Here is an 18,683-nt window from a genome sequence, read left to right as displayed (position 1 = left end):
CTAAGAATTACCGTTTATGGCCAGTAATTCCTTTGGTCATCTTCCGCAGCCCTTTTTCAAGGAGGTGCTGCCCTTTTTCATCATCAACCGCTTGCGCTGATGGAGAGCCTTGCTCGTATATCTCAGCCCCGCAAGTGCCACATTTTGGCACTTCATCAGAGGCCTCTATTGTATCGGGATTGTATTCCTTACCGCATTTATCGCACTTATCGACATGCTTCATGGCAGATCTCCTTTTGCCGTACCCACTGTTATTGAGCGCCAAGCTGAGAGATAGGTTCAATAAGCAAAGGGTGAAATGATGTCGAGTATTACCCATACCCACCGCGAACGTGGCGGGAAATTTCAGAAGATTGCACAACACCAGGGGGCAGGCGCTGACCTGGAAGGTAAGTGGCTGGTGCTCTATCGCGACCTTGATAAGGGCATCGATAGCATTACCAACCTGCAGGAATGGGAAAGCCAATGGCGAGCGCTTGCTCCCGACGACTGCCCTATCTGCCTGGGTGCAGGGCACGATCACATCAAAGGCAATCGCGATAAACCCTGTGGTGGTTGTTTTGGCCTGGGGAAAGTACGGGATGACGGCGAAACACCAACCGACTGTTGGGAAGTGGCAACGGTGGCCACCGGCATCATCCAGCGCCAGCAAGATGAGCTGCTGAATCTGCGACGCATCGCCCAAAACCCCGAGGTGCAGGCTCTCATCAATCAGCAGCGCCAGCAGGTAATAGAAGACAGTACCGCGCGCCAGGAACACCAATGGCGAGACGGTAATGGTTGGGGCCCCGGCGGCCAACGTTTTACGGGAGACTGAGAATGAAAACCGGAAAATTAATGGAGCTCGAACAGTGGAGTCGTGCGCGCTTTGAGGGTAATCCGCCCTCGCCTACTACCATACGCCGCTGGTGTCGGGAAGGACACGTGCCGGCTAAAAAAATCGGCGGCACCTGGTTTATCGACCTTGATGCAGAGCGCCGCCAAACCGGCAACGAGTTAGCAGATAGCGTACTGGAGGCGTGATATGCCGCCACGGCCACGGAAAAGGAAGAATAAAGGCCTGGAGCCTAACCTTTATGAGAGCAAAGGATATTTCATCTATCGACGACCAGATACAGGTACTCGCCATGGGATGGGAAAAGATCGCGCTAAAGCGCAAGATGCGGCGCGTGTACTGAATGCACGTCTGATGTCTGGCGGTGACTTAGTAGCTGGAGTAATGGGTGAAACCGGCATAACACTGAGCTTGGCGATTCATGCATGGCTTAAAGAGTGGGTAAAACCTAGCCCGCTGTCCAAGTGGACGAAAGATGCCAAGGAAGGCCGGGGCAACCGCATCATTAAAGACGCTGGCAACACCATGCTTGAGCACGTCACGACCCGGTGGTGTGCTGAGTACCTAAGCGAGAATCACCACGACTCCGCTTATGTGCAGTATCGCTCTGTGTTATCGCAGATATTCCAGTTCGCCCAGACCAAAGGATGGATTGATCACGACCCAGTAGCACCCACGCGAAAGAACAACTACTACAAAAAGCAGCGTGCACGTTTAAGCGTTGAGCAGTTTCAAGGGATCCATGCTCTCGCTGAGGACTGGATGCAGGTCGCTATGGAGCTATCATTGCTGTGTTTGTTTGGCAGGGCTGAGGCGGTGGCTGCTAAATACGAAGATATTAAGAACGGACGACTGCACTATATCCGTGAGAAAACAAAAGAACGCAGTAAGTCCGCTTATGTAGCGATTGAATTAACACCCGCTTTAGAGGATTTAATAAAGCGCTCTCGCCATATTGAGCCAGTATCACCTTTTATTATTCACCGTAAACCAATGCGGATGCCCAGCCGTAAAACGAAAAAGCACTGGTCTCAGGTAAGCCCTGACTATTTATCGCGGGAGTTTGCAAAGCTGCGTGATCAAATACCGGGCATCAAAGCAATGCCCGAAGAGGAGCGTCCAACGTTTCACGAAATACGCTCACTGGGGTCAAGGCTGTTAGAACTTAAAGGCGCTACCGTGGAAGATATTCAAGCGCTCATGGGGCACGCAGACGAGAGCATGACACAGGTATATTTAGACGGTCACGACACGCGCTGGCAAGCGGCCAAGGGCAACCCGTTTACGATGGAAGCACTGCTCTCAGGGATGGAAAAAGTCACGTCATAAGCCCTTAAAAAGGCTTGTAGTTTTACGAAAATATGTCGAAAGTTTTTCGACACAAATAAAAACCGCCGCTAGGTTTGACCCATAAGCGACGGTTTTTAATAATCTTTTTTGGTCGGAGCGACAGGATTCGAACCTGCGACCTTTGCAACCCCATTGCAACGCGCTACCAAGCTGCGCCACGCTCCGCTGTCTTTCTTGGCCGCTACATCTTTGCCTCAAGACGGTGCGTATACTAGCGGTTTCTTGCTTAAATGAAAAGCCCCTATAGCGCTTTCTTATCAAGTATTTGTCGTCCTTCCTTTTAAAGGGAAAATGCTTGTTGCTAGTGTTGATCAGCGTCGAGCAACAGATAAGCCATGGCGTCATAGACGCCAGGGGCTGCGACTAACAAATGCTCTGGGTAGAGATCTTCCGGCACCGATTGGGGGGCTTCATACAAGTGCCCTACGCGCGCACCGGCTTCTCGGGCAATGACCCAACCCGCGACAAAATCCCAGGGAGAGACGCTTTCGTAGTACGCATCCAAACGGCCACAGGCAACATCGCACAGGTCAAGCGCCGCAGCGCCGTTACGACGAATATCCTGACACTCAATAAGCACAGCCTCTAAACGTTTTAAAAGATGCTTCCGCCCTTCTTTTCGATAGGGAAAACCGGTGCCTACCAGGGTGTGCGCCAACGAATCCGCGTTACTGGGCTGGATAGGCTGACCATTGCAAAAAGCGCCAGCGCCTTCAGCAGCGCTGAAGGTTTCGCCTAAAAATGGCGCATGGACAACCCCCACTTTTGCCACGCCTGCTTCCATCCAGCCAATGGAGACCGCGACATGGCGTAAACCTTGGGCGAAATTAACCGTTCCATCAATAGGGTCTACTACCCATAGCCTTGGAGCTTCCACTTGCAAGGCACTTTCAGGAGCCAGTTCCTCGCTTAGCCGCGCCTCACCTGGGAAGTGCTCTTCCAACCGTTTCTGTATAAGCTCATCAACAGCCACATCCACATCGGTGACGAGTTCATTATCCTTTTTCAAACGCTGTGAAAAGTCTTTTTGCTCACGCGCCTGAATAATCATCTGCCCCGCTTCTTCGGCGATGGAAATAGTCCGTTCAAGACGTGCGGCTAATGTGTGGTCGCTCATTGAATCTCCCTTTAGAACGCGATGATGCCAAGAGTTTCTACCATAAGCCGCTGAGAGGTAATTTTCGAGTCATGTCGACTTCAAGTCACGGCCATTAGCGCAATACGTCTACCAACACATCCACCACAATGCGCGTAGCAGCTTCGATTAACACCACATTGGCACCGACACGCTCCCACTCGTAGCCTGGGTAGCGGGGCAATTGAGATGCGAACTGGCCGTCAAAACGCTTAGCGATGCCCGGCGGCAAAGGCTTCCCTCGTTCTAAATTGCGCTGAATACCCGGCGGCAATGCTTCAGCTCGCGGTGCGTCATGCTGGCGCAATAGTTGGCGAAGTTCACGCTCGTTGATGCGTGGTAAATCGACCCGCCCATCGCGGTAGTGGCCAGTTTGGTTAGACTCATGCTGCTGGCCTTTGTCACGGGCGCCATGGGCCTTGGCATGGCCAGGCTGAGCAAAGGCCGCATTATTAAGTAGCAGTGCGCCAAGTGCACTCAGGGTAATCAGTTTGATAGGGTTCACTGTAAGCTCTTCGATTAAGTTCTGTGTTTACAGTGTACTGGGTGAATAAGCAGGAAGTATGGAAATTAAAAAAGGGCCCGCAGACCCTTTTTGTACATTAATACTTAATTAGTCGTCACTATCTCCGCGACATTGGGATGGCAAAAATTTAGCAGGGATCTGACTTGCGGTACCGCCCCCAGTTCGACACTCCCAATTAACGACCCCATCGTTTTCACCAGAGGGTTCAAAAACTAGTGTTTTACCCTTCAACTCAGTAACTACTGAATCAGATTTCATTGTTATAACTGTTACGCCAGCTTCTCCTGGAGAAACATCAACACTTGCAACATATTTTCCTGACATTTGTGCTGGCTCAGATAGCCCAGCCTGTTCGTTAGTAGTAGGAAATTCACCACGGGTTATGTAGTACTCAGAAATGGCCGTTTTTGCAGGAGACATTAGGCTCAAGGCCTCGCTTACCTGAGCACGACCTACATAATTCTGATACTGGGGCACAGCTAGAGAAGCCAATACACCAATAATCGCCACGACGATCATCAGCTCAATCAGCGTAAAACCACCTTGCTTCGTGTTACGAGTGATAAGTTGGGCAGAGTCCTGCATGAAGGCATCTCCTGGGAAAAGGCAAGCCTTTGTAAGGGAGCGAACCCCTTAAAAAGAATTAGAATTAATAGACGCTACATTAGCTTGCACGATCTATTTTTACAACACGCGTTCTTAATCCTATCGGCCCAGCTTCGCACTACTTTAGCTGCTTTTAATAACCAGTCATTTAGTGCCTGTAAACGCTAATGTGTGGTACAAGTAGTTCGCCTATGCTGATGTAAAACAGGTTTTTTTTGATGAGCCAGCCCCCTTTTGAGTCAACCTTAAGCCACGCAGCTTCTCGCGGTGGCCTGCGCGGCATTGCGCAGCGCTTGGTCAAGCACGGGTTATTGACTGATGCCCAGGCCGCAACAGCGGACACAACGGCGTCGGATTTGGAAATATCGTTACTTCAGCATGTGATTGAAAGCGGCTTGGTCGACCCTATTCAAGCCACCGTGGCGGCTGGCTGGGAGTACGGGCTTCCGGTCGTTGATTTAGAAGCGTTACGCCTGAACACTCTACCGCCCGCCTCTGACTACCCCATTAAAGTGTTGCAGAACCTTAACGTATTGCCATTAGCACGCCACGGCCATCGCCTCACGGTAGCAGTGCCCTACCCCGCGACACTGACTCAACTGGATGAGCTACAGTTTGCCACAGGGCTAAGTGTTGAAGGCGTCCTCGCGCCCGTGGGCCAAATTACGATTGCACTGAATAACTACCTTGCTCAAAACGAACGCGGCATGTTGGATGAGCTAGACGATATTGACGATGCCGTCAGCTCGCTCAATATCGTTAACAACAATGATAACGAAGTACCGCTAGAAGAGTCCTCTCAAAACAGTGAGGACGCGCCTATCGTTAAATTTGTGAATAAAATCCTGCTAGATGCCATCCGTCGTGGCGCGTCCGATATTCATTTTGAGCCTTACGAAACACTCTACCGGGTGCGTTTTCGTGTTGATGGCATGCTAATTGAAGTCGCACGTCCCCCCTTTGCTATGCGCAGTCGAATCGCGGCGCGTCTAAAAATCATGGCGCGCCTCGATATTTCTGAGCGTCGTTTACCTCAGGACGGGGCGATCAAACTTAAACTTTCACGCATACGCTCACTCGATTTTCGTGTTAACTCCCTTCCCACGGTGTATGGCGAAAAAATAGTGCTACGGATCTTAGACCCTACCGCTGCGCAGTTAGGGATCGAACAGTTGGGTTTTACCGATGAGCAACGTGGTCACTATGAGCAAGCATTGAAACAGCCCCAGGGCATGATTCTGGTAACCGGCCCGACCGGTAGCGGTAAAACCGTTTCGCTGTATACCGGCATTAACATCCTGAATAAAGTTGAACGAAATATTTGTACAGCCGAAGACCCGGTTGAAATCAAAGTAGCCGGCATCAACCAGGTAAACGTATTGCCCAAAATAGGGCTAGATTTTGCCAGCGCTTTACGTGCGTTTCTTCGCCAAGACCCTGACGTCGTGATGGTGGGCGAGATTCGCGACCTTGAAACGGCAGAAATTGCAGTTAAGGCCGCGCAAACGGGTCACTTGGTGCTCTCTACTGTGCACACCAACTCAGCGGCCGAAACGCTCACTCGCTTGGCTAACATGGGCGTTTCCTCATTCAACATTGCTAGCGCCGTTAGTTTGATTATTGCCCAACGTCTCGCTCGTAAACTTTGTATGCATTGTAAAGAGCCTATTGATATTCCTCACGAAGCATTGCGCAAAGAGGGTTTCAGCATTGAGGAAATTCACCAAGCCACTATTTACAAGCCAGTTGGCTGTAAACACTGTACCCATGGCTACAAAGGCCGTATTGGCATTTATGAAGTCGTACCTATTACGGAAGCAATGCGTCAATTGATCATGCGTGATGCCAATGCGTTAGATATCGACTATCAGACGCGTAAAGAGGGTTATCCCAGTCTTCACCGCAGCGGCTTGTTAAAAGTCATGCAAGGTATTACTAGCCTGGAAGAGATTAACCGAGTGAGTAAGGAGTAAGGCATGGCGAAAACAGCACGTAGACGCCAATCGCCTCCCATCAAGTTAGCCCGCTGGAAATGGAGTGGTAAAGGCCCGCAGGATAGGCCGCTAAGCGGTGAGATGATTGGTCGGAGCAAAACTGAAGTAGCCGCTGAGCTTACGAAACAAAATATCGCTATCCGCCGTATAAACAAAAAAGGCAACCTGGGCGGTAATGGTCGTATTAATCCCAACGACGTTATGGTTTTTGCGCGCCAAATGGCCACCATGATTCGAGCGGGTATTCCCTTGTTACAGGCGTTGCAGGTAGTTGCCGAGAGCCTTAAAAAACCAGCGATGGTCGCTCTCGTCCAGCATATGATGAGCGATGTGTCATCTGGCGCTAGCTTTTCCGATGCATTGCGCCGCCACCCTAAACATTTTGATCGTCTGTTCGTTAACTTAGTCGACGCTGGCGAACAATCAGGTGCGCTGGATCAGATGCTGGATCGTATTGCGACTTACAAAGAGAAGGTAGAGTCACTTAAAGCGCGGGTTAAGAAAGCGCTTTGGTATCCATGTGCCGTTATGACGATTGGCATCGCCGTTACCATGCTGCTGTTAATTAAAGTGGTGCCTGAATTTGAAAATATGTTTCAAAGTTTTGGTGCTGAGCTTCCTGCATTAACCCAAATGACCGTGAATTTGTCCGAATTTGCCCAGCGTTATTGGCTAATGGCGCTCGGTACCGTGATTGCCGCCGTACTAATACTCAAAATAAGCATGCAGCGTTCACCCAACATCGCCTATCGTATGCACGCCTTATTGCTGCGCTTCCCAGTGATTGGCGATATTATGCACAAATCTGCTATTGCTCGCTTCTCACGTACATTAGCAACTACCTTTGCCTCTGGCGTTCCGCTAGTCGAAGGCTTAGACACTGCCGCCGGCGCCACGGGTAATAAAGTGTACGAACGTGCGGTGGTACAAACACGCCAGGATGTTGCGACTGGGCAGCAATTACACTTCGCTATGCGGATGACCAACCGCTTCCCTCCATTGGCGATCCAGATGGTCAGCATTGGTGAAGAAGCGGGCTCGTTGGATGCTATGCTGAACCGTGTCGCTGATTACTATGAAGAAGAAGTGGATAATAAAGTCGATGCGCTCACGTCGCTGATGGAACCCATCATCATTGTGGTACTGGGCGTATTAGTCGGCGGTGTTGTCGTCTCCATGTATTTACCTATCTTTGATTTGGGCGCTGCCCTCTAAGTTTTTCTAACGCATTAAATTCCCAAGGAGCTACATGCATCACCCTCCGCTCATCGCGTGGCTAATCATTTTTTTAATCGGGTTGTGCCTAGGCAGTTTTCTCAACGTGGTAATTACACGCTTGCCTGTGATGCTAATGCGTCGCTGGCGCCACGAGGCACGCGCAGCGCTTGAACTAGGTGACGAACACGCTCCACGCTTTAACTTGGCAACCCCTGGCTCCATGTGCCCGCGCTGTGAAGCGCCTATCGCTTGGCACGACAACCTACCGCTTATTGGCTGGATAAAGCGCCGCGGTCACTGCGCTGCCTGCCAAAAACCCATTAGCATTCAATATCCATTAGTAGAGATGGCGGCTGGACTACTTGCCTTGGCTGTTCTGGCGCTCCATGGACTTACTCCTGAGTCATTGTTCATTTACGGTGCTTGCTTGACGCTGTTAGCGCTCGCCGTTATCGATTTTCGTACCCAGCTATTGCCTGATGCTCTTACCCTTCCGCTGTTGTGGGCAGGCTTACTTTTTCAGCTTTTCTTCCAGCCATTCATGCTGTCTGATGCGGTTATTGGCGTCATGGTGGGTTATCTTTCGTTATGGAGTTTTTATTGGTTATTCAAACTGGTCACTGGCAAAGAGGGCATGGGCTTTGGGGACTTTAAGCTGCTGGCAGCGCTAGGAGCTTGGCTAGGGTGGAGCTTTTTACCGTTGGTGTTGATACTTTCCGCTGGGCTTGGAGCAATCGTTGGACTGGTGACCCAAGCCTGCTCACCCTGCTTACGCGGCGTACCGTTTCCCTTTGGCCCTTTTCTCGCGTTTGCTGGTTGGATAGCGTTATTAGTCGGTGATGAGCTAATGGCGTTGTACCTCAGCCTACTTATTTAAATTTCACCATTAACAACCTAGCTATCATTAACCTAACGACAGATAACTTAGCTATGTGGGGCAGTAGATGATTATCGGATTAACCGGCGGCATAGGCTCGGGTAAATCGACGGTGGCTCGCGCATTTGAAACACTCGGTGCCCCCTGGGTTGATGCCGACGATGTCGCCAGAGAGATTGTCTTACCTGGGGAACCCGCGCTAATAGCCATCAAAAAGCGCTTCGGTGACCAGATCATCCATCTGAATGGTACGCTTAATCGCGCAGCCTTACGCGACATTGTATTTAAGCATCCCGAACACCGGCAGTGGCTAGAATCACTAACACATCCCAAAATAAGAGAGCGGCTATTGCAGCATTTGGAGCGCCTTAAAACTCAAGGGACGCCCTATGTATTGCTTGTGTCACCATTATTATTTGAGTCGGGGCAAGATGCACTGGTTAGCCGCAGCCTCGTGGTGGATGTGCCGCAAGCGCTACAATTATCGAGAACCCTACAGCGTGATGGAGTAAGTGAAAGCCAAGTGCATGCTATTCTCGCCGCCCAACTTTCTCGCGAACAACGGCTAGCAAAGGCAGATGACGTGATAGATAACAGCGGTGACCATGCCAGCATGATGGAACAAGTGGTTCGGCTTGATGAACGTTATCGCCGGCTGCTTAACGACTAAAATATCGCGCTTGACAACCTAATGGAGTTTTTATGACTCGCCCTGCAAACGATTCCCCACTTGAAGTTAATTGCCCGCAGTGTGCTAAGCGAGTGTCTTGGTTGCCCGAAAGCACTTACCGCCCTTTCTGCAGTAAGCGCTGCCAACTGTTAGATTTAGGCGCGTGGGCCGATGAGTCGCACCGTATCTCGGGCGAATCCGCGATGGATGAAGCCGATATAGAAACGCTTCTGGCGCAAGCTGACAAGGATGCGCCTCTCTCTTAGTGCGCACCTCTCTTAGTAAGCCATATAGCTGACTTCCCCAACCCCGTAACCGATCAGGGCGGAGACAATGTCTGACCAACCATCGCCTTCGGCCTATCGTCTGCTGCTTCAGTTGGAGCAGCAATTTGACTATTTACTTGAAACAATTGAGGCCGCCGTCTCACTATACGAACAGCAGCAACCGCCTACGTGGGTTTTTCATCAAACGACACCCACTGCCCATTGGCTGCGTGAAGCACTGTTCGATATGTGGCATGAGCAAGAGCAAGATGGGCGCGAAACGCGCAATTACATCGCGATAGTGGCTGCCAACGAGGAACTGCTGACGGCGATAGACGCTATCAACCAAGCTAAAGCCAACTTTAGCGAACTATTGCAGGATATTAAAAAGAGCTTCCCAGGGTCACTCAGTGATGCAAAAAGCCGTCTGCCCAAGCGCCACCCATATATCGATGAGGTGCTACGTCGTAATGGGCTAGCGCGCCTGCACCTTAAACAGAGCTGGCGGCAATTACCTATCGCGCAGGCGCCAGTCTCACGTGTTCGCTTCGCCTGGTATAGCAGTGGACGTTCAATTAAGCGGTTAACCGTGCAAGAAGCCGAACGTAAGCTGATGCAACTTGATACTGATGCGCCGCATATCCGGATTCAACTGCGTAAATTAGCCAGTATTCCTAGCGGTGAAATCCTGGCCCAAGTGCAAACCCAGGCTCCGCTTATGCGGGCAAATCTTTTTTTTACCGAGCCACTCGCCGATGGACATACGAGACGGGCGCTGAATGCTGCCATGCCAATTTTCGTGCCCGCCAATGGTCAACGGCTGCCTCATATTAACCTGCCTGCTTTACAGCCACCGACCACTCGTACAAGAGCGCGACGGCGCGATGAAAAGCTAGAACAGGAAGTGTTTCTGCCGAGCCTGCGTGTTTACCGTTACCGCTAAGCACGTATAGCCACCAGTAAATTCGAAGGTGCTAATTACCAGGCACTATATCCTGCTGCCATAGACCATAACCAAGTAACGTTTCAACCAATTCGGCCAGGTCGTAATGACCCACGCCATATTCACTCAACAAAGCTTCAAAGCGCTGTTTGAAAATACGCTCCTGCTCTTGTTGTTGTTCCTTATGTTGGGTTTCTACATCTTCTTGTTCCAATGCCGCAAGCGAGCGTACCGGCGGACCTGTCGGTATATCAAAATCACTATTCGGATCATCTAACTGACGTAAAGCCTGCGCAAAGGCGTCATCCAACTCACGAAACTTCCGCAGCTTCTCACGCTCATCTACTGGCTTTTGAACCTTTTGATATTTCATCGATGTTTCATTTACACCTTTCTTTAAATGGTCGAAATGACTGCTAACGTAGTGTTTTTACCCACAAAAAACTGCGCACCAACGCGTATAAAATCGGAAGATTTACTTTACCACTCAGTTGCCTGCATAAAGCCCGAACGCTTCTCTCTATTCAGGCAAGCTATTCAGACAAGCTATTCAGACAAGTCACCAACAATAAAGCGCTTAGCAGAGTCACGACAGGTAGGATAATAAAGACCTGTACGAATCACTCACGAAGGCCAAATAATGTTTAAAGCGATGACTCAAGCTAAGCTCTGGCTGCAGAAAACAAGTAGTAAGCCGCTAGGCATCGAAAGCCTTGCTATCCACGAAGACTTTGCTGCCCATGAAACCCCTGCTACCCACATAGGATATTGACTTCTCAACTTCGACGCTAGTTTGCCAAAGCTTTCCTATCTCACCAAGTGCCTATCATAAAGGGCTTCGTGAAGGGCTGAGTGAAGAAAGCGATTAGAACACGCGGCGAAGGCGACTAGCGCACCCCCTCAATATAGCGCAAATTGCGATACCTTGCGGAAAGCCCCTAACAACTCTTCTTTTTTTAAGGCGCTTCGGCGTTACTATCATTTGAAGCCCCGCCATTTTCGGCGAACGATGAGATCGCCTTCTATCACTTGATGGCTCTATGTGATTTTAACAACATTCCGACATGCGTATCGAAAAACCCAGCATCCGACAAACAGTCCTAATGGACTTCTAGAAAGCGACAGAGCGCGTCAAAGCGTTAGGGTATGCCAGGATACCACAACAAGCAATAACCGTGTTATAGGCGCTACTACGCCTATTTAAGACCATCATTGCCCTGCCTGACGTATTCTCAGAAAGACGAATGCGCTTGTTAACTATTCCTGGGGTTCTTGTCGTACCGCCAATGTCCTTTTACCCGAACATACAGACAAATACAAAAAGCGTTACTTTGCCAGTTCCTCATCGACATGGCTACATGCCAACCTATGACGATGCAAGCATGCGATCGGCGATTTAGCTGATCTTTATGGAGCTCTGGCGCCTGCGAGCTAAATCACTATGCAATTTAAATCACTATGCAGACAGGGTAGCTGTCATGTTAGCGATCATGTCAATCGTCATTATGGCGAACAAACCGCTTAGAACTTCGCACCCCACACCAGCAAGCATTTATCAGTGGTAATGTCTTTGATAATCAGCTGGGCATAGGACGGACAATAAAAAACGGCATTTCTGAATAGAAATGCCGGTCATTAATTACTTAGTCTTCCATGCGCACCAGCCATGACTCAACGGCCTCATCGCCATGCTCGTCTTTCCAACTGCGTAGACCTTTATGGTTGCCGCCGCGGGTTTCGATTACTTCCCCTGTTTTAGGGTTTTTGTAAATCTTAAGACGACGCTTACGGCGAGCATTACCACTTGCTGTCGTTTTAGCACTGCGCTGGTCAGCTGCAGGATCTAATAAAGCAATGACGTCGCTAGGACGCTTGCCGAACTCAGTCATAAGCGCTTCAAGCTTGGCCTTAAATTCTAACTCGCTTTTTAGACGCTGATCGCCTTCTAAACGCTGAAGGTCTTCTTGAAGCTGCTTTAGCTGCTGCTCTTTTTGAATATATTCGTTAAGTAATGACATCGGGGTTCCTTTAGTAACGTATCCAACTGAACGGGGTCCAACTGGTTTAGGTGCATACTTGGCACCCACTAGTTCAGAATGCTGTGACATTATTCCTGTAAAAAGGCTAACTGACAATAGTCTAGTTGATATTTACTCAATTACTAATCGTTTTAAAAACACAATTGTTATTTAAAGTGTTTCGGACCGAATAAAATATGCACTCTCTGGGGACTATCTATTCGGCTATTACAGGTACTCTACTATACAAACAAAAGCGCCGCCCATAAGGGCGGCGCTTTTTACAAACCAATAACTAATAAGAAATTAGTCTTGGCCCATCTGCTGCTTGATCAGATCACCGATAGTGGTCGGACCACCCGCTGTTTCCGGCTCTTGCTCACGCATCTTCTTCAGGTTCTGACGCGTATCATCTTGATCTTTCGCTTTTACCGACAGGTTAATCTGACGGCTCTTACGATCAACACTGACAATACGAGCTTCTACACTGTCGCCTTCATTCAGAACATTACGCGCGTCTTCTACGCGGTCAGCACTGATTTCGGAAGCTTTCAGAACAGCAACAACGTCAGTCGCCAACTCAACTTGCGCTTCTTTAGCATCAACTTCAATGACGCGACCCGTTACGATGCTGCCCTTATCGTTAACTGACAGATACTCAGCAACGGGGTCAGAATCCATCTGCTTGATACCCAGCGAGATACGCTCACGCTCTGGATCAATAGACAGGATAACGGCTTCAGCTTCGTCACCTTTCTTAAAGTTGCGTACGGCTTCTTCGCCAGTATCAGACCAAGAAATGTCAGACAGGTGAACCAGACCGTCAATACCGCCTTCTAGGCCGATAAAGATACCGAAGTCAGTAATAGACTTGATGGTGCCTGAAACGCGATCGCCCTTGTTATAATCCGTGTTGAAGGTTTCCCATGGGTTAGCAGTGCACTGCTTGATACCCAGTGAAATACGACGACGTTCCTCGTCGATATCCAACACCATGACGTCAACATCATCGCCCACTTGAACGACTTTAGACGGATGGATGTTTTTGTTGGTCCAGTCCATTTCAGACACGTGAACCAGACCTTCAACACCCTCTTCCAACTCGGCAAAGCAACCGTAGTCAGTCAGATTAGTGACGACAGCGTGTACTTTCATGCCTTCCGGATAACGCTCTTTAATGTTGACCCACGGATCTTCGCCCAATTGCTTCAGACCCAGTGAAACGCGATTACGCTCACGGTCAAACTTCAGAACCTTGACGTTGATCTCGTCGCCAACAGCAACGATTTCAGACGGATGCTTAATACGCTTCCACGCCATGTCTGTGATGTGCAGCAGGCCGTCAACACCACCCAGGTCTACGAAAGCGCCGTAGTCTGTCAGGTTCTTAACAATACCCTTGATTTGCTGACCTTCTTGCAGAGTGGCCAACAGCGCTTCGCGCTCTGCACTGTTTTCTGCTTCCAGAACCGCACGACGTGATACCACAACGTTGTTGCGCTTCGGATCGAGCTTGATGACTTTAAAGTCCAGCTCTTTGTTTTCCAGGTGCGCAGTATCGCGAACGGGACGAACGTCAACCAAGGAGCCTGGCAGGAAGGCGCGGATAGAGTCAACTTCAACCGTGAAGCCACCTTTAACCTTACCGTTAATAACGCCCTTGATGATTTCGTCTTTCTCGAAGGCTGCTTCCAAAATCTTCCAAGCTTCTGCGCGCTTGGCTTTTTCACGGGACAGACGCGTCTCACCGAAGCCATCTTCAACGGCTTCAAGTGCCACGTGCACATCGTCACCGATAGCGATGTTCAGATTACCGTGCTCATCGCGGAATTGTGACGCAGGGATCTGACCTTCAGATTTCAGACCAGCGTTGACAGTAACCCAGTCACCGTCAATGTCGACAACCTGGGCCGCGACGATAGCGCCTGGCTCCATGTTGATGTCGTTAAGAGACTGTTCAAACAGCTCAGCAAAGCTTTCGCTCATGGTGTTCCTACGTAATTACGTTGTTGAGGCATAAATGCCTTCTCCGCACCACCAGCAAGTGCGGGCCTAATGTCACTCAGCCTTTGGGGGTGTTAACGCTGGTTAGACCTGACCGGGCTCACCGATGTGAGTTTAGTGCCCTGCCACGTCGTGACACCAATCCAAAAGCGCCGCAAGGGAGAATCACACGCCGCTTACCAGCCCTCTTTGGGCGAGCAGTTCGGTCAATCGATCTACCACTTCCGGTATGCTCAGGCGCGTGGTATCAAGCGTAATGGCATCATCTGCCGGCTTGAGAGGAGCCACACTGCGCTGCGTGTCGCGTGCATCGCGTGCCTGAATCTCCTTTAAAAGACTCGAAAGACTAGCATTCACCCCGGCTTCCTGCAACTGCAGATGACGTCGACGCGCTCTTTCATCGGCACTTGCCGTCAAAAAAATCTTGAGGGACGCGTCAGGGAAAACCACTGTTCCCATATCACGACCATCGGCTACCAATCCCGGCGTTTGGCAAAAATCACGCTGACGTTGCAGTAATGCCTGACGCACCGCAGGCAGCGCCGCCACCTGGGAAGCACGCTCACCAGCTTGCTCGGTGCGGATCGCTTGACCAACGTCCTCGCCTTCCAGCAACGTGCGGGGCAGACCCTCTTCAACCGGGAATGCCACATCCAGCTTTTCTGCTAAGCGCGCCAGCCCTAATTCGTCATCTAGGGCCACGTTATGCTTAACAGCGGCTTGCGCCGTCAGCCTATATAGCGCGCCGCTATCCAGCAAATGCCAGCCTAGACGCTCTGCTATTAAACCGCTGATAGTGCCTTTACCTGCACCGCCAGGGCCATCGATGGTGAGAATAGGCACAGTCAGCGCGGCCTCACGATCATTCATGCGCACCCTCCACACTCATGGCCATACCTATTCGAGTCGCTAGCGTAACGAAATCAGGGAAAGAAGTGGCCACATTAGCACAGTCTTCAATAACAATTTCCTCGCTAGCACGAAGCGATGCAATCGCAAACGCCATGGCAATGCGGTGATCGCCCAGGCTATCGATACGCCCGCCACCATAACTTGGCACTTTTTCATCGCCGTTGCCGACAATATCGATGCCATCTTCCACTACGGTGTGCTGCACACCTAAAACGGCTAAGCCATCTGCCATCGCCTGAATGCGATCAGACTCTTTAACGCGTAGCTCTTCAGCACTTCTGAGACGGGTCACGCCTTCAGCATTAGCGGCGGCAATAAACAGTGCGGGGAATTCATCAATCGCTAGCGGCACTTGATCGACGGGAATATCAATACCCTTCAGCGGCGCGTAACGAATACGAATATCAGCCACTGGCTCGCCACCTACTTCGTGCTCATTCTCTAATGCTAAATCAGCCCCCATCAGGGTAAGAATATTGATCACGCCAATCCGGGTAGGGTTAATACCCACGTGCTCAAGGGTAATATCAGCGCCTGGGGTAATCGCGGCGGCAACTAAAAAGAACGTCGCCGAAGAGATATCCGATGGCACATCAATGGGGCCTGCGGTAAGTTTTCCACCACCCACTAGCCAGCAGGTATCACCTTCACGAGTTACCGCGTAGCCGAAACCATTGAGCATACGCTCGGTGTGGTCACGTGTAGGCGCGGGTTCACGTACCCGAGTTTCGCCTTCAGCGTACAGCCCGGCTAGTAGCAAGCAGGATTTAACCTGGGCACTGGCCATAGGCATATCGTAATGAATGCCTTTAAGGTTAGCGCCGCCGTGAATTTTGAGCGGTGGGCGCCCGCCCTCAGCCGTATCAATAGTGGCGCCCATCAAGCGCAGCGGGTCAGCCACACGCCCCATAGGTCGCTTGGTCAACGACTCGTCGCCGGTTAATTCACTATCAAATGCCTGACCAGCCAGCAATCCAGAGAAAAGCCGCATGGCGGTACCCGAGTTACCCACATAAAGTGGACCGGCGGGGGCTTTCAAGCCATGCATACCGACACCATGGATCGTCACTCGGCCCTGGTGCGGCCCTTCAATAGCCACGCCCATTTCACGAAATGCCTGCAGGGTCGCCAGGCTATCTTCGCCTTCAAGAAAACCTTTTACTTCGGTGACACCTTCCGCCAGTGCACCCAACATAATGGAGCGATGCGACATGGATTTATCGCCAGGAACGCGCAAACGCCCCTGGGCTTGACCGCCCGGCTGCACACGGTAGGTGACCTCACCTTGTGGTTGCATATGATATTCCGCCTGATAACTGGTTTTGTTCAATAAAGAGTCGAAATAGTGCCGAGCATGGCTCGCCCGATCAAAGGTGGCAATCAGCGCATCACTGTCATCTGTCTCTACCGCATAGCGCAAGCGCTTAAGCCCTGCTTCAAAATCATCCAGCGATGCCAGCACCGCTTGTTTATTGGCGATAAAAATATCCCGCCACATGACAGGATCGCTGCCTGCAATGCGGGTAAAGTCACGAAAACCGCCTGCCGCGTAACGAAAAATATCTAACCGCTCATCCTGACGCGCCAGCGTATCCACTAATGAAAAGGCTAGCAGATGCGGTAAATGGCTGGTACGCGCCAATACTTGATCATGTCGCTCTACGTCCATTTCCAACACATCGGCGCCACAGGCTTGCCATAAAAGACGGACACGCTCTAATGCGTTGCGGTCCACGTTGGGCTCAGGCGTCAGGATGACCTTGTGATCTACATAAAGGCGAGGATTTGCCGCCGCCACGCCGCTTTTTTCAGAACCAGCAATGGGGTGCCCCAGCACCATATTAGTGGGTACTTGGCCAAATATTTTCTCAGCGTAGGCACGGATGGTCGCTTTAGTACTACCGACATCGGTCAATACGACGTTCCGGGCGGCATAAGGCAGTGTCTCAGCTAGCGTAGCCATGACGCTTTCCATAGCGAGCACCGGCACCGCCAGCACCACCATGGATGCGTCACGCAACTGTTCGTACAGGTGCGTACCCCCAGTATCGATTAAGCCCATCTCGATACCGAGAGCGATCTCATTACTATCAGGGTCGCAGGCAGCAATTTGCCCCTGAAACCCTGACTCGCGCAGTGCTGCGGCTAGCGAACCACCAATTAATCCCAGACCAATAATTAGAAGACGTGATTCATGACAGATAGGGGTTTTTAGGTTTTCGTCGGCCATTAATGTCACAGCACGCCTATCGGATAGGAACCCAGCACACGTAAATCCGCCGCTCTCAGCTGTACTTCTTCAAGTACAGCGGCGACTCGTGGATCATCGCGATGGCCCTTAAAATCAATAAAAAAGACATAGTTCCATACACCGGTACGCGAAGGGCGCGTCTCCAGGCGCGTTAAATCAACCTGGTGGCGATGAAACGGCTCAAGCAACGCATGCAGCGTACCCGGTTGATTACGCATGGCGACCACAATCGAGGTCTTATCCTCGCCTGCCATGGGCACATCCTGATTACCAATAATCAAAAACCGCGTGGAGTTATCTGGCCGATCTTCAATTTTATCGGCGATATAGTCCAAACCATAAAGCTTAGCCGCCATATCGCCAGCAATCGCTGCGCTATGCCACTCGGTTTTAACTAGCTTAGCCGCTTCGGCATTGGAAGAAACCGGCACTCGTTCGGCATGGGGATAATGCGCATCCAGCCATTTGCGGCACTGGCCGAATGACTGAGGATGAGAATAAATTCGCGAAACCTTATCGCGACGGGTCGTTTCACTGACCAATAAATGATGGTGTATACGCAGCACTACTTCGCCACATATTTTGATCGAGGAGTCCATAAAGGTATCAAGGGTGTGATTGACGACACCTTCGGTGGAGTTTTCCACTGGCACAACGCCGTAGTGCACGGCGCCTGCCTCCACTTCACGAAACACTTCATCGATAGCGGCCATGGGCATACTAATAGCACTTTCGCCAAAATGCTTAAGTGCCGCCTGTTGAGTAAAGGTGCCCTCAGGGCCCAGATAAGCAACTTTGACAGGCTGTTCAAGTGCCAAACACGCCGACATGATTTCACGAAACAAGCGCGCCATTTCTTCTGAATCGAGCGGCCCCTTGTTCAACGCCATAATTCGACGCAGAACTTGTGCTTCTCGCTCAGGACGGTAAAACACCGCATCCTTATCTTCAATCAGCTTAACGTGGGCCACCTGCTGGGCACAGCTGGCGCGCTCACTAATCAGGTTAAGGATATCACTATCGAGTTGATCGATACGCTGGCGCAGCTCATCCAGTTTGATCGACGTGTCGGACATGG

At 50.7% G+C, this 18,683-nt stretch carries 19 protein-coding genes and 1 tRNA gene; 9 read left to right on the top strand and 11 right to left on the bottom strand.

Annotation, left to right across the window (positions count from 1 at the left end):
- Positions 1-7: 7 nt before the first annotated feature.
- On the bottom strand, positions 8-223 hold the full coding sequence (locus ACUVOF_RS09040; protein WP_447044037.1) for a hypothetical protein: 216 nt from the start codon (positions 221-223) through the stop codon (positions 8-10).
- Between the two features lie 78 nt (positions 224-301).
- Between ACUVOF_RS09040 and ACUVOF_RS09035 the strand changes: the two genes are divergently transcribed.
- Genes ACUVOF_RS09035 through ACUVOF_RS09025 form a run of 3 tightly spaced genes read left to right on the top strand, consistent with a single transcriptional unit; the run spans position 302 to position 2,164 of the window.
- Positions 302-817, top strand: coding sequence for a hypothetical protein (locus ACUVOF_RS09035; protein WP_447044036.1), 516 nt, complete (start codon positions 302-304; stop codon positions 815-817).
- 2 nt (positions 818-819) lie between these two features.
- Positions 820-1,023, top strand: coding sequence for an excisionase (locus ACUVOF_RS09030; RefSeq protein ID WP_447044035.1), 204 nt, complete (start codon positions 820-822; stop codon positions 1,021-1,023).
- A 1-nt stretch (position 1,024) separates the two neighbouring features.
- A complete protein-coding gene (locus ACUVOF_RS09025) occupies positions 1,025-2,164 on the top strand; it encodes a tyrosine-type recombinase/integrase (protein WP_447044034.1) in 1,140 nt (379 codons plus the stop codon).
- A gap of 109 nt (positions 2,165-2,273) precedes the next feature.
- On the opposite strand, the gene ACUVOF_RS09020 is transcribed toward ACUVOF_RS09025, so the two are convergent.
- The 4 genes from ACUVOF_RS09020 to ACUVOF_RS09005 all read right to left on the bottom strand — a co-directional run bounded on the left by ACUVOF_RS09020 (position 2,274) and on the right by ACUVOF_RS09005 (position 4,431).
- Positions 2,274-2,350, bottom strand: a tRNA-Pro gene (locus tag ACUVOF_RS09020).
- A 136-nt stretch (positions 2,351-2,486) separates the two neighbouring features.
- Positions 2,487-3,302, bottom strand: coding sequence for an inositol monophosphatase family protein (locus ACUVOF_RS09015; RefSeq protein ID WP_447044033.1), 816 nt, complete (start codon positions 3,300-3,302; stop codon positions 2,487-2,489).
- Between the two features lie 94 nt (positions 3,303-3,396).
- A complete protein-coding gene (locus tag ACUVOF_RS09010; RefSeq protein WP_447044032.1) occupies positions 3,397-3,825 on the bottom strand; it encodes an anti-virulence regulator CigR family protein in 429 nt (142 codons plus the stop codon).
- 108 nt (positions 3,826-3,933) lie between these two features.
- The gene (locus ACUVOF_RS09005; RefSeq protein ID WP_447044031.1) at positions 3,934-4,431 is read right to left on the bottom strand and encodes a pilin; all 498 of its coding nucleotides are present in this window, start codon (positions 4,429-4,431) and stop codon (positions 3,934-3,936) included.
- 239 nt (positions 4,432-4,670) lie between these two features.
- On the opposite strand from ACUVOF_RS09005, the gene pilB reads away from it, so the two are divergent.
- The 6 genes from pilB (at position 4,671) to ACUVOF_RS08975 (ending at position 10,420) form a co-directional block, all read left to right on the top strand.
- On the top strand, positions 4,671-6,425 hold the full coding sequence (pilB, locus tag ACUVOF_RS09000) for a type IV-A pilus assembly ATPase PilB (RefSeq protein ID WP_447044030.1): 1,755 nt from the start codon (positions 4,671-4,673) through the stop codon (positions 6,423-6,425).
- A 3-nt stretch (positions 6,426-6,428) separates the two neighbouring features.
- Positions 6,429-7,661 carry a type II secretion system F family protein gene (locus tag ACUVOF_RS08995; RefSeq protein ID WP_447044029.1) on the top strand — a complete coding sequence of 411 codons (1,233 nt, stop codon included), beginning with the start codon at positions 6,429-6,431 and terminating at the stop codon, positions 7,659-7,661.
- A 34-nt stretch (positions 7,662-7,695) separates the two neighbouring features.
- The gene (locus tag ACUVOF_RS08990; protein WP_447044028.1) at positions 7,696-8,541 is read left to right on the top strand and encodes a prepilin peptidase; all 846 of its coding nucleotides are present in this window, start codon (positions 7,696-7,698) and stop codon (positions 8,539-8,541) included.
- A 67-nt stretch (positions 8,542-8,608) separates the two neighbouring features.
- Positions 8,609-9,211, top strand: a complete 603-nt coding sequence (gene coaE, locus ACUVOF_RS08985; protein WP_447044027.1) for a dephospho-CoA kinase — start codon at positions 8,609-8,611, stop codon at positions 9,209-9,211.
- Between the two features lie 32 nt (positions 9,212-9,243).
- Positions 9,244-9,477: a DNA gyrase inhibitor YacG gene (gene yacG / locus ACUVOF_RS08980; protein WP_447044026.1), complete on the top strand. Its 234-nt coding sequence runs from the start codon at positions 9,244-9,246 to the stop codon at positions 9,475-9,477.
- A gap of 67 nt (positions 9,478-9,544) precedes the next feature.
- On the top strand, positions 9,545-10,420 hold the full coding sequence (locus tag ACUVOF_RS08975) for a DNA replication terminus site-binding protein (RefSeq protein WP_447044025.1): 876 nt from the start codon (positions 9,545-9,547) through the stop codon (positions 10,418-10,420).
- A 31-nt stretch (positions 10,421-10,451) separates the two neighbouring features.
- Here the strand turns inward: ACUVOF_RS08975 and ACUVOF_RS08970 are convergent, their stop codons facing one another.
- From ACUVOF_RS08970 to pheA, 6 genes are all read right to left on the bottom strand, one after another.
- Positions 10,452-10,793: a hypothetical protein gene (locus ACUVOF_RS08970; protein WP_447044024.1), complete on the bottom strand. Its 342-nt coding sequence runs from the start codon at positions 10,791-10,793 to the stop codon at positions 10,452-10,454.
- A 1,270-nt stretch (positions 10,794-12,063) separates the two neighbouring features.
- Entirely contained in the window at positions 12,064-12,438 is a 375-nt protein-coding gene (locus ACUVOF_RS08965; protein WP_447044023.1) for a histone-like nucleoid-structuring protein, MvaT/MvaU family, read from the bottom strand.
- Positions 12,439-12,744: 306 nt separating this feature from the next.
- Positions 12,745-14,424: a 30S ribosomal protein S1 gene (gene rpsA / locus ACUVOF_RS08960; RefSeq protein WP_113267942.1), complete on the bottom strand. Its 1,680-nt coding sequence runs from the start codon at positions 14,422-14,424 to the stop codon at positions 12,745-12,747.
- Between the two features lie 183 nt (positions 14,425-14,607).
- Positions 14,608-15,312 carry a (d)CMP kinase gene (cmk, locus tag ACUVOF_RS08955; protein WP_447044022.1) on the bottom strand — a complete coding sequence of 235 codons (705 nt, stop codon included), beginning with the start codon at positions 15,310-15,312 and terminating at the stop codon, positions 14,608-14,610.
- The gene (locus tag ACUVOF_RS08950; protein ID WP_447044349.1) at positions 15,305-17,584 is read right to left on the bottom strand and encodes a bifunctional prephenate dehydrogenase/3-phosphoshikimate 1-carboxyvinyltransferase; all 2,280 of its coding nucleotides are present in this window, start codon (positions 17,582-17,584) and stop codon (positions 15,305-15,307) included. The genes cmk and ACUVOF_RS08950 overlap by 8 nt, the downstream gene beginning before the upstream one ends.
- Before the next feature lie 5 nt (positions 17,585-17,589).
- Positions 17,590-18,681, bottom strand: a complete 1,092-nt coding sequence (pheA, locus tag ACUVOF_RS08945) for a prephenate dehydratase (RefSeq protein ID WP_447044021.1) — start codon at positions 18,679-18,681, stop codon at positions 17,590-17,592.
- Between the last annotated feature and the right edge of the window lie 2 nt (positions 18,682-18,683).

The sequence above is a fragment of the Vreelandella sp. H-I2 genome, from assembly GCF_052959335.1.
The sequence above is the reverse complement of the archived record's forward strand: the minus strand, read 5'-3'. Positions and strand labels throughout refer to the sequence as shown.

Excerpts from the sequence above, each read along its gene's own strand:
- ACUVOF_RS09040 (WP_447044037.1), bottom strand. The coding sequence starts at position 223 with ATGAAGCATGTCGATAAGTGCGATAAATGCGGTAAGGAATACAATCCC.
- ACUVOF_RS09035 (WP_447044036.1), top strand. The coding sequence starts at position 302 with ATGTCGAGTATTACCCATACCCACCGCGAACGTGGCGGGAAATTTCAG.
- ACUVOF_RS09030 (WP_447044035.1), top strand. The coding sequence starts at position 820 with ATGAAAACCGGAAAATTAATGGAGCTCGAACAGTGGAGTCGTGCGCGC.
- ACUVOF_RS09025 (WP_447044034.1), top strand. The coding sequence starts at position 1,025 with ATGCCGCCACGGCCACGGAAAAGGAAGAATAAAGGCCTGGAGCCTAAC.
- ACUVOF_RS09015 (WP_447044033.1), bottom strand. The coding sequence starts at position 3,302 with ATGAGCGACCACACATTAGCCGCACGTCTTGAACGGACTATTTCCATC.
- ACUVOF_RS09005 (WP_447044031.1), bottom strand. The coding sequence starts at position 4,431 with ATGCAGGACTCTGCCCAACTTATCACTCGTAACACGAAGCAAGGTGGT.
- pilB (WP_447044030.1), top strand. The coding sequence starts at position 4,671 with ATGAGCCAGCCCCCTTTTGAGTCAACCTTAAGCCACGCAGCTTCTCGC.
- ACUVOF_RS08995 (WP_447044029.1), top strand. The coding sequence starts at position 6,429 with ATGGCGAAAACAGCACGTAGACGCCAATCGCCTCCCATCAAGTTAGCC.
- ACUVOF_RS08990 (WP_447044028.1), top strand. The coding sequence starts at position 7,696 with ATGCATCACCCTCCGCTCATCGCGTGGCTAATCATTTTTTTAATCGGG.
- coaE (WP_447044027.1), top strand. The coding sequence starts at position 8,609 with ATGATTATCGGATTAACCGGCGGCATAGGCTCGGGTAAATCGACGGTG.
- yacG (WP_447044026.1), top strand. The coding sequence starts at position 9,244 with ATGACTCGCCCTGCAAACGATTCCCCACTTGAAGTTAATTGCCCGCAG.
- ACUVOF_RS08975 (WP_447044025.1), top strand. The coding sequence starts at position 9,545 with ATGTCTGACCAACCATCGCCTTCGGCCTATCGTCTGCTGCTTCAGTTG.
- ACUVOF_RS08970 (WP_447044024.1), bottom strand. The coding sequence starts at position 10,793 with ATGAAATATCAAAAGGTTCAAAAGCCAGTAGATGAGCGTGAGAAGCTG.
- ACUVOF_RS08965 (WP_447044023.1), bottom strand. The coding sequence starts at position 12,438 with ATGTCATTACTTAACGAATATATTCAAAAAGAGCAGCAGCTAAAGCAG.
- rpsA (WP_113267942.1), bottom strand. The coding sequence starts at position 14,424 with ATGAGCGAAAGCTTTGCTGAGCTGTTTGAACAGTCTCTTAACGACATC.
- cmk (WP_447044022.1), bottom strand. The coding sequence starts at position 15,312 with ATGAATGATCGTGAGGCCGCGCTGACTGTGCCTATTCTCACCATCGAT.
- ACUVOF_RS08950 (WP_447044349.1), bottom strand. The coding sequence starts at position 17,584 with ATGGCCGACGAAAACCTAAAAACCCCTATCTGTCATGAATCACGTCTT.
- pheA (WP_447044021.1), bottom strand. The coding sequence starts at position 18,681 with ATGTCCGACACGTCGATCAAACTGGATGAGCTGCGCCAGCGTATCGAT.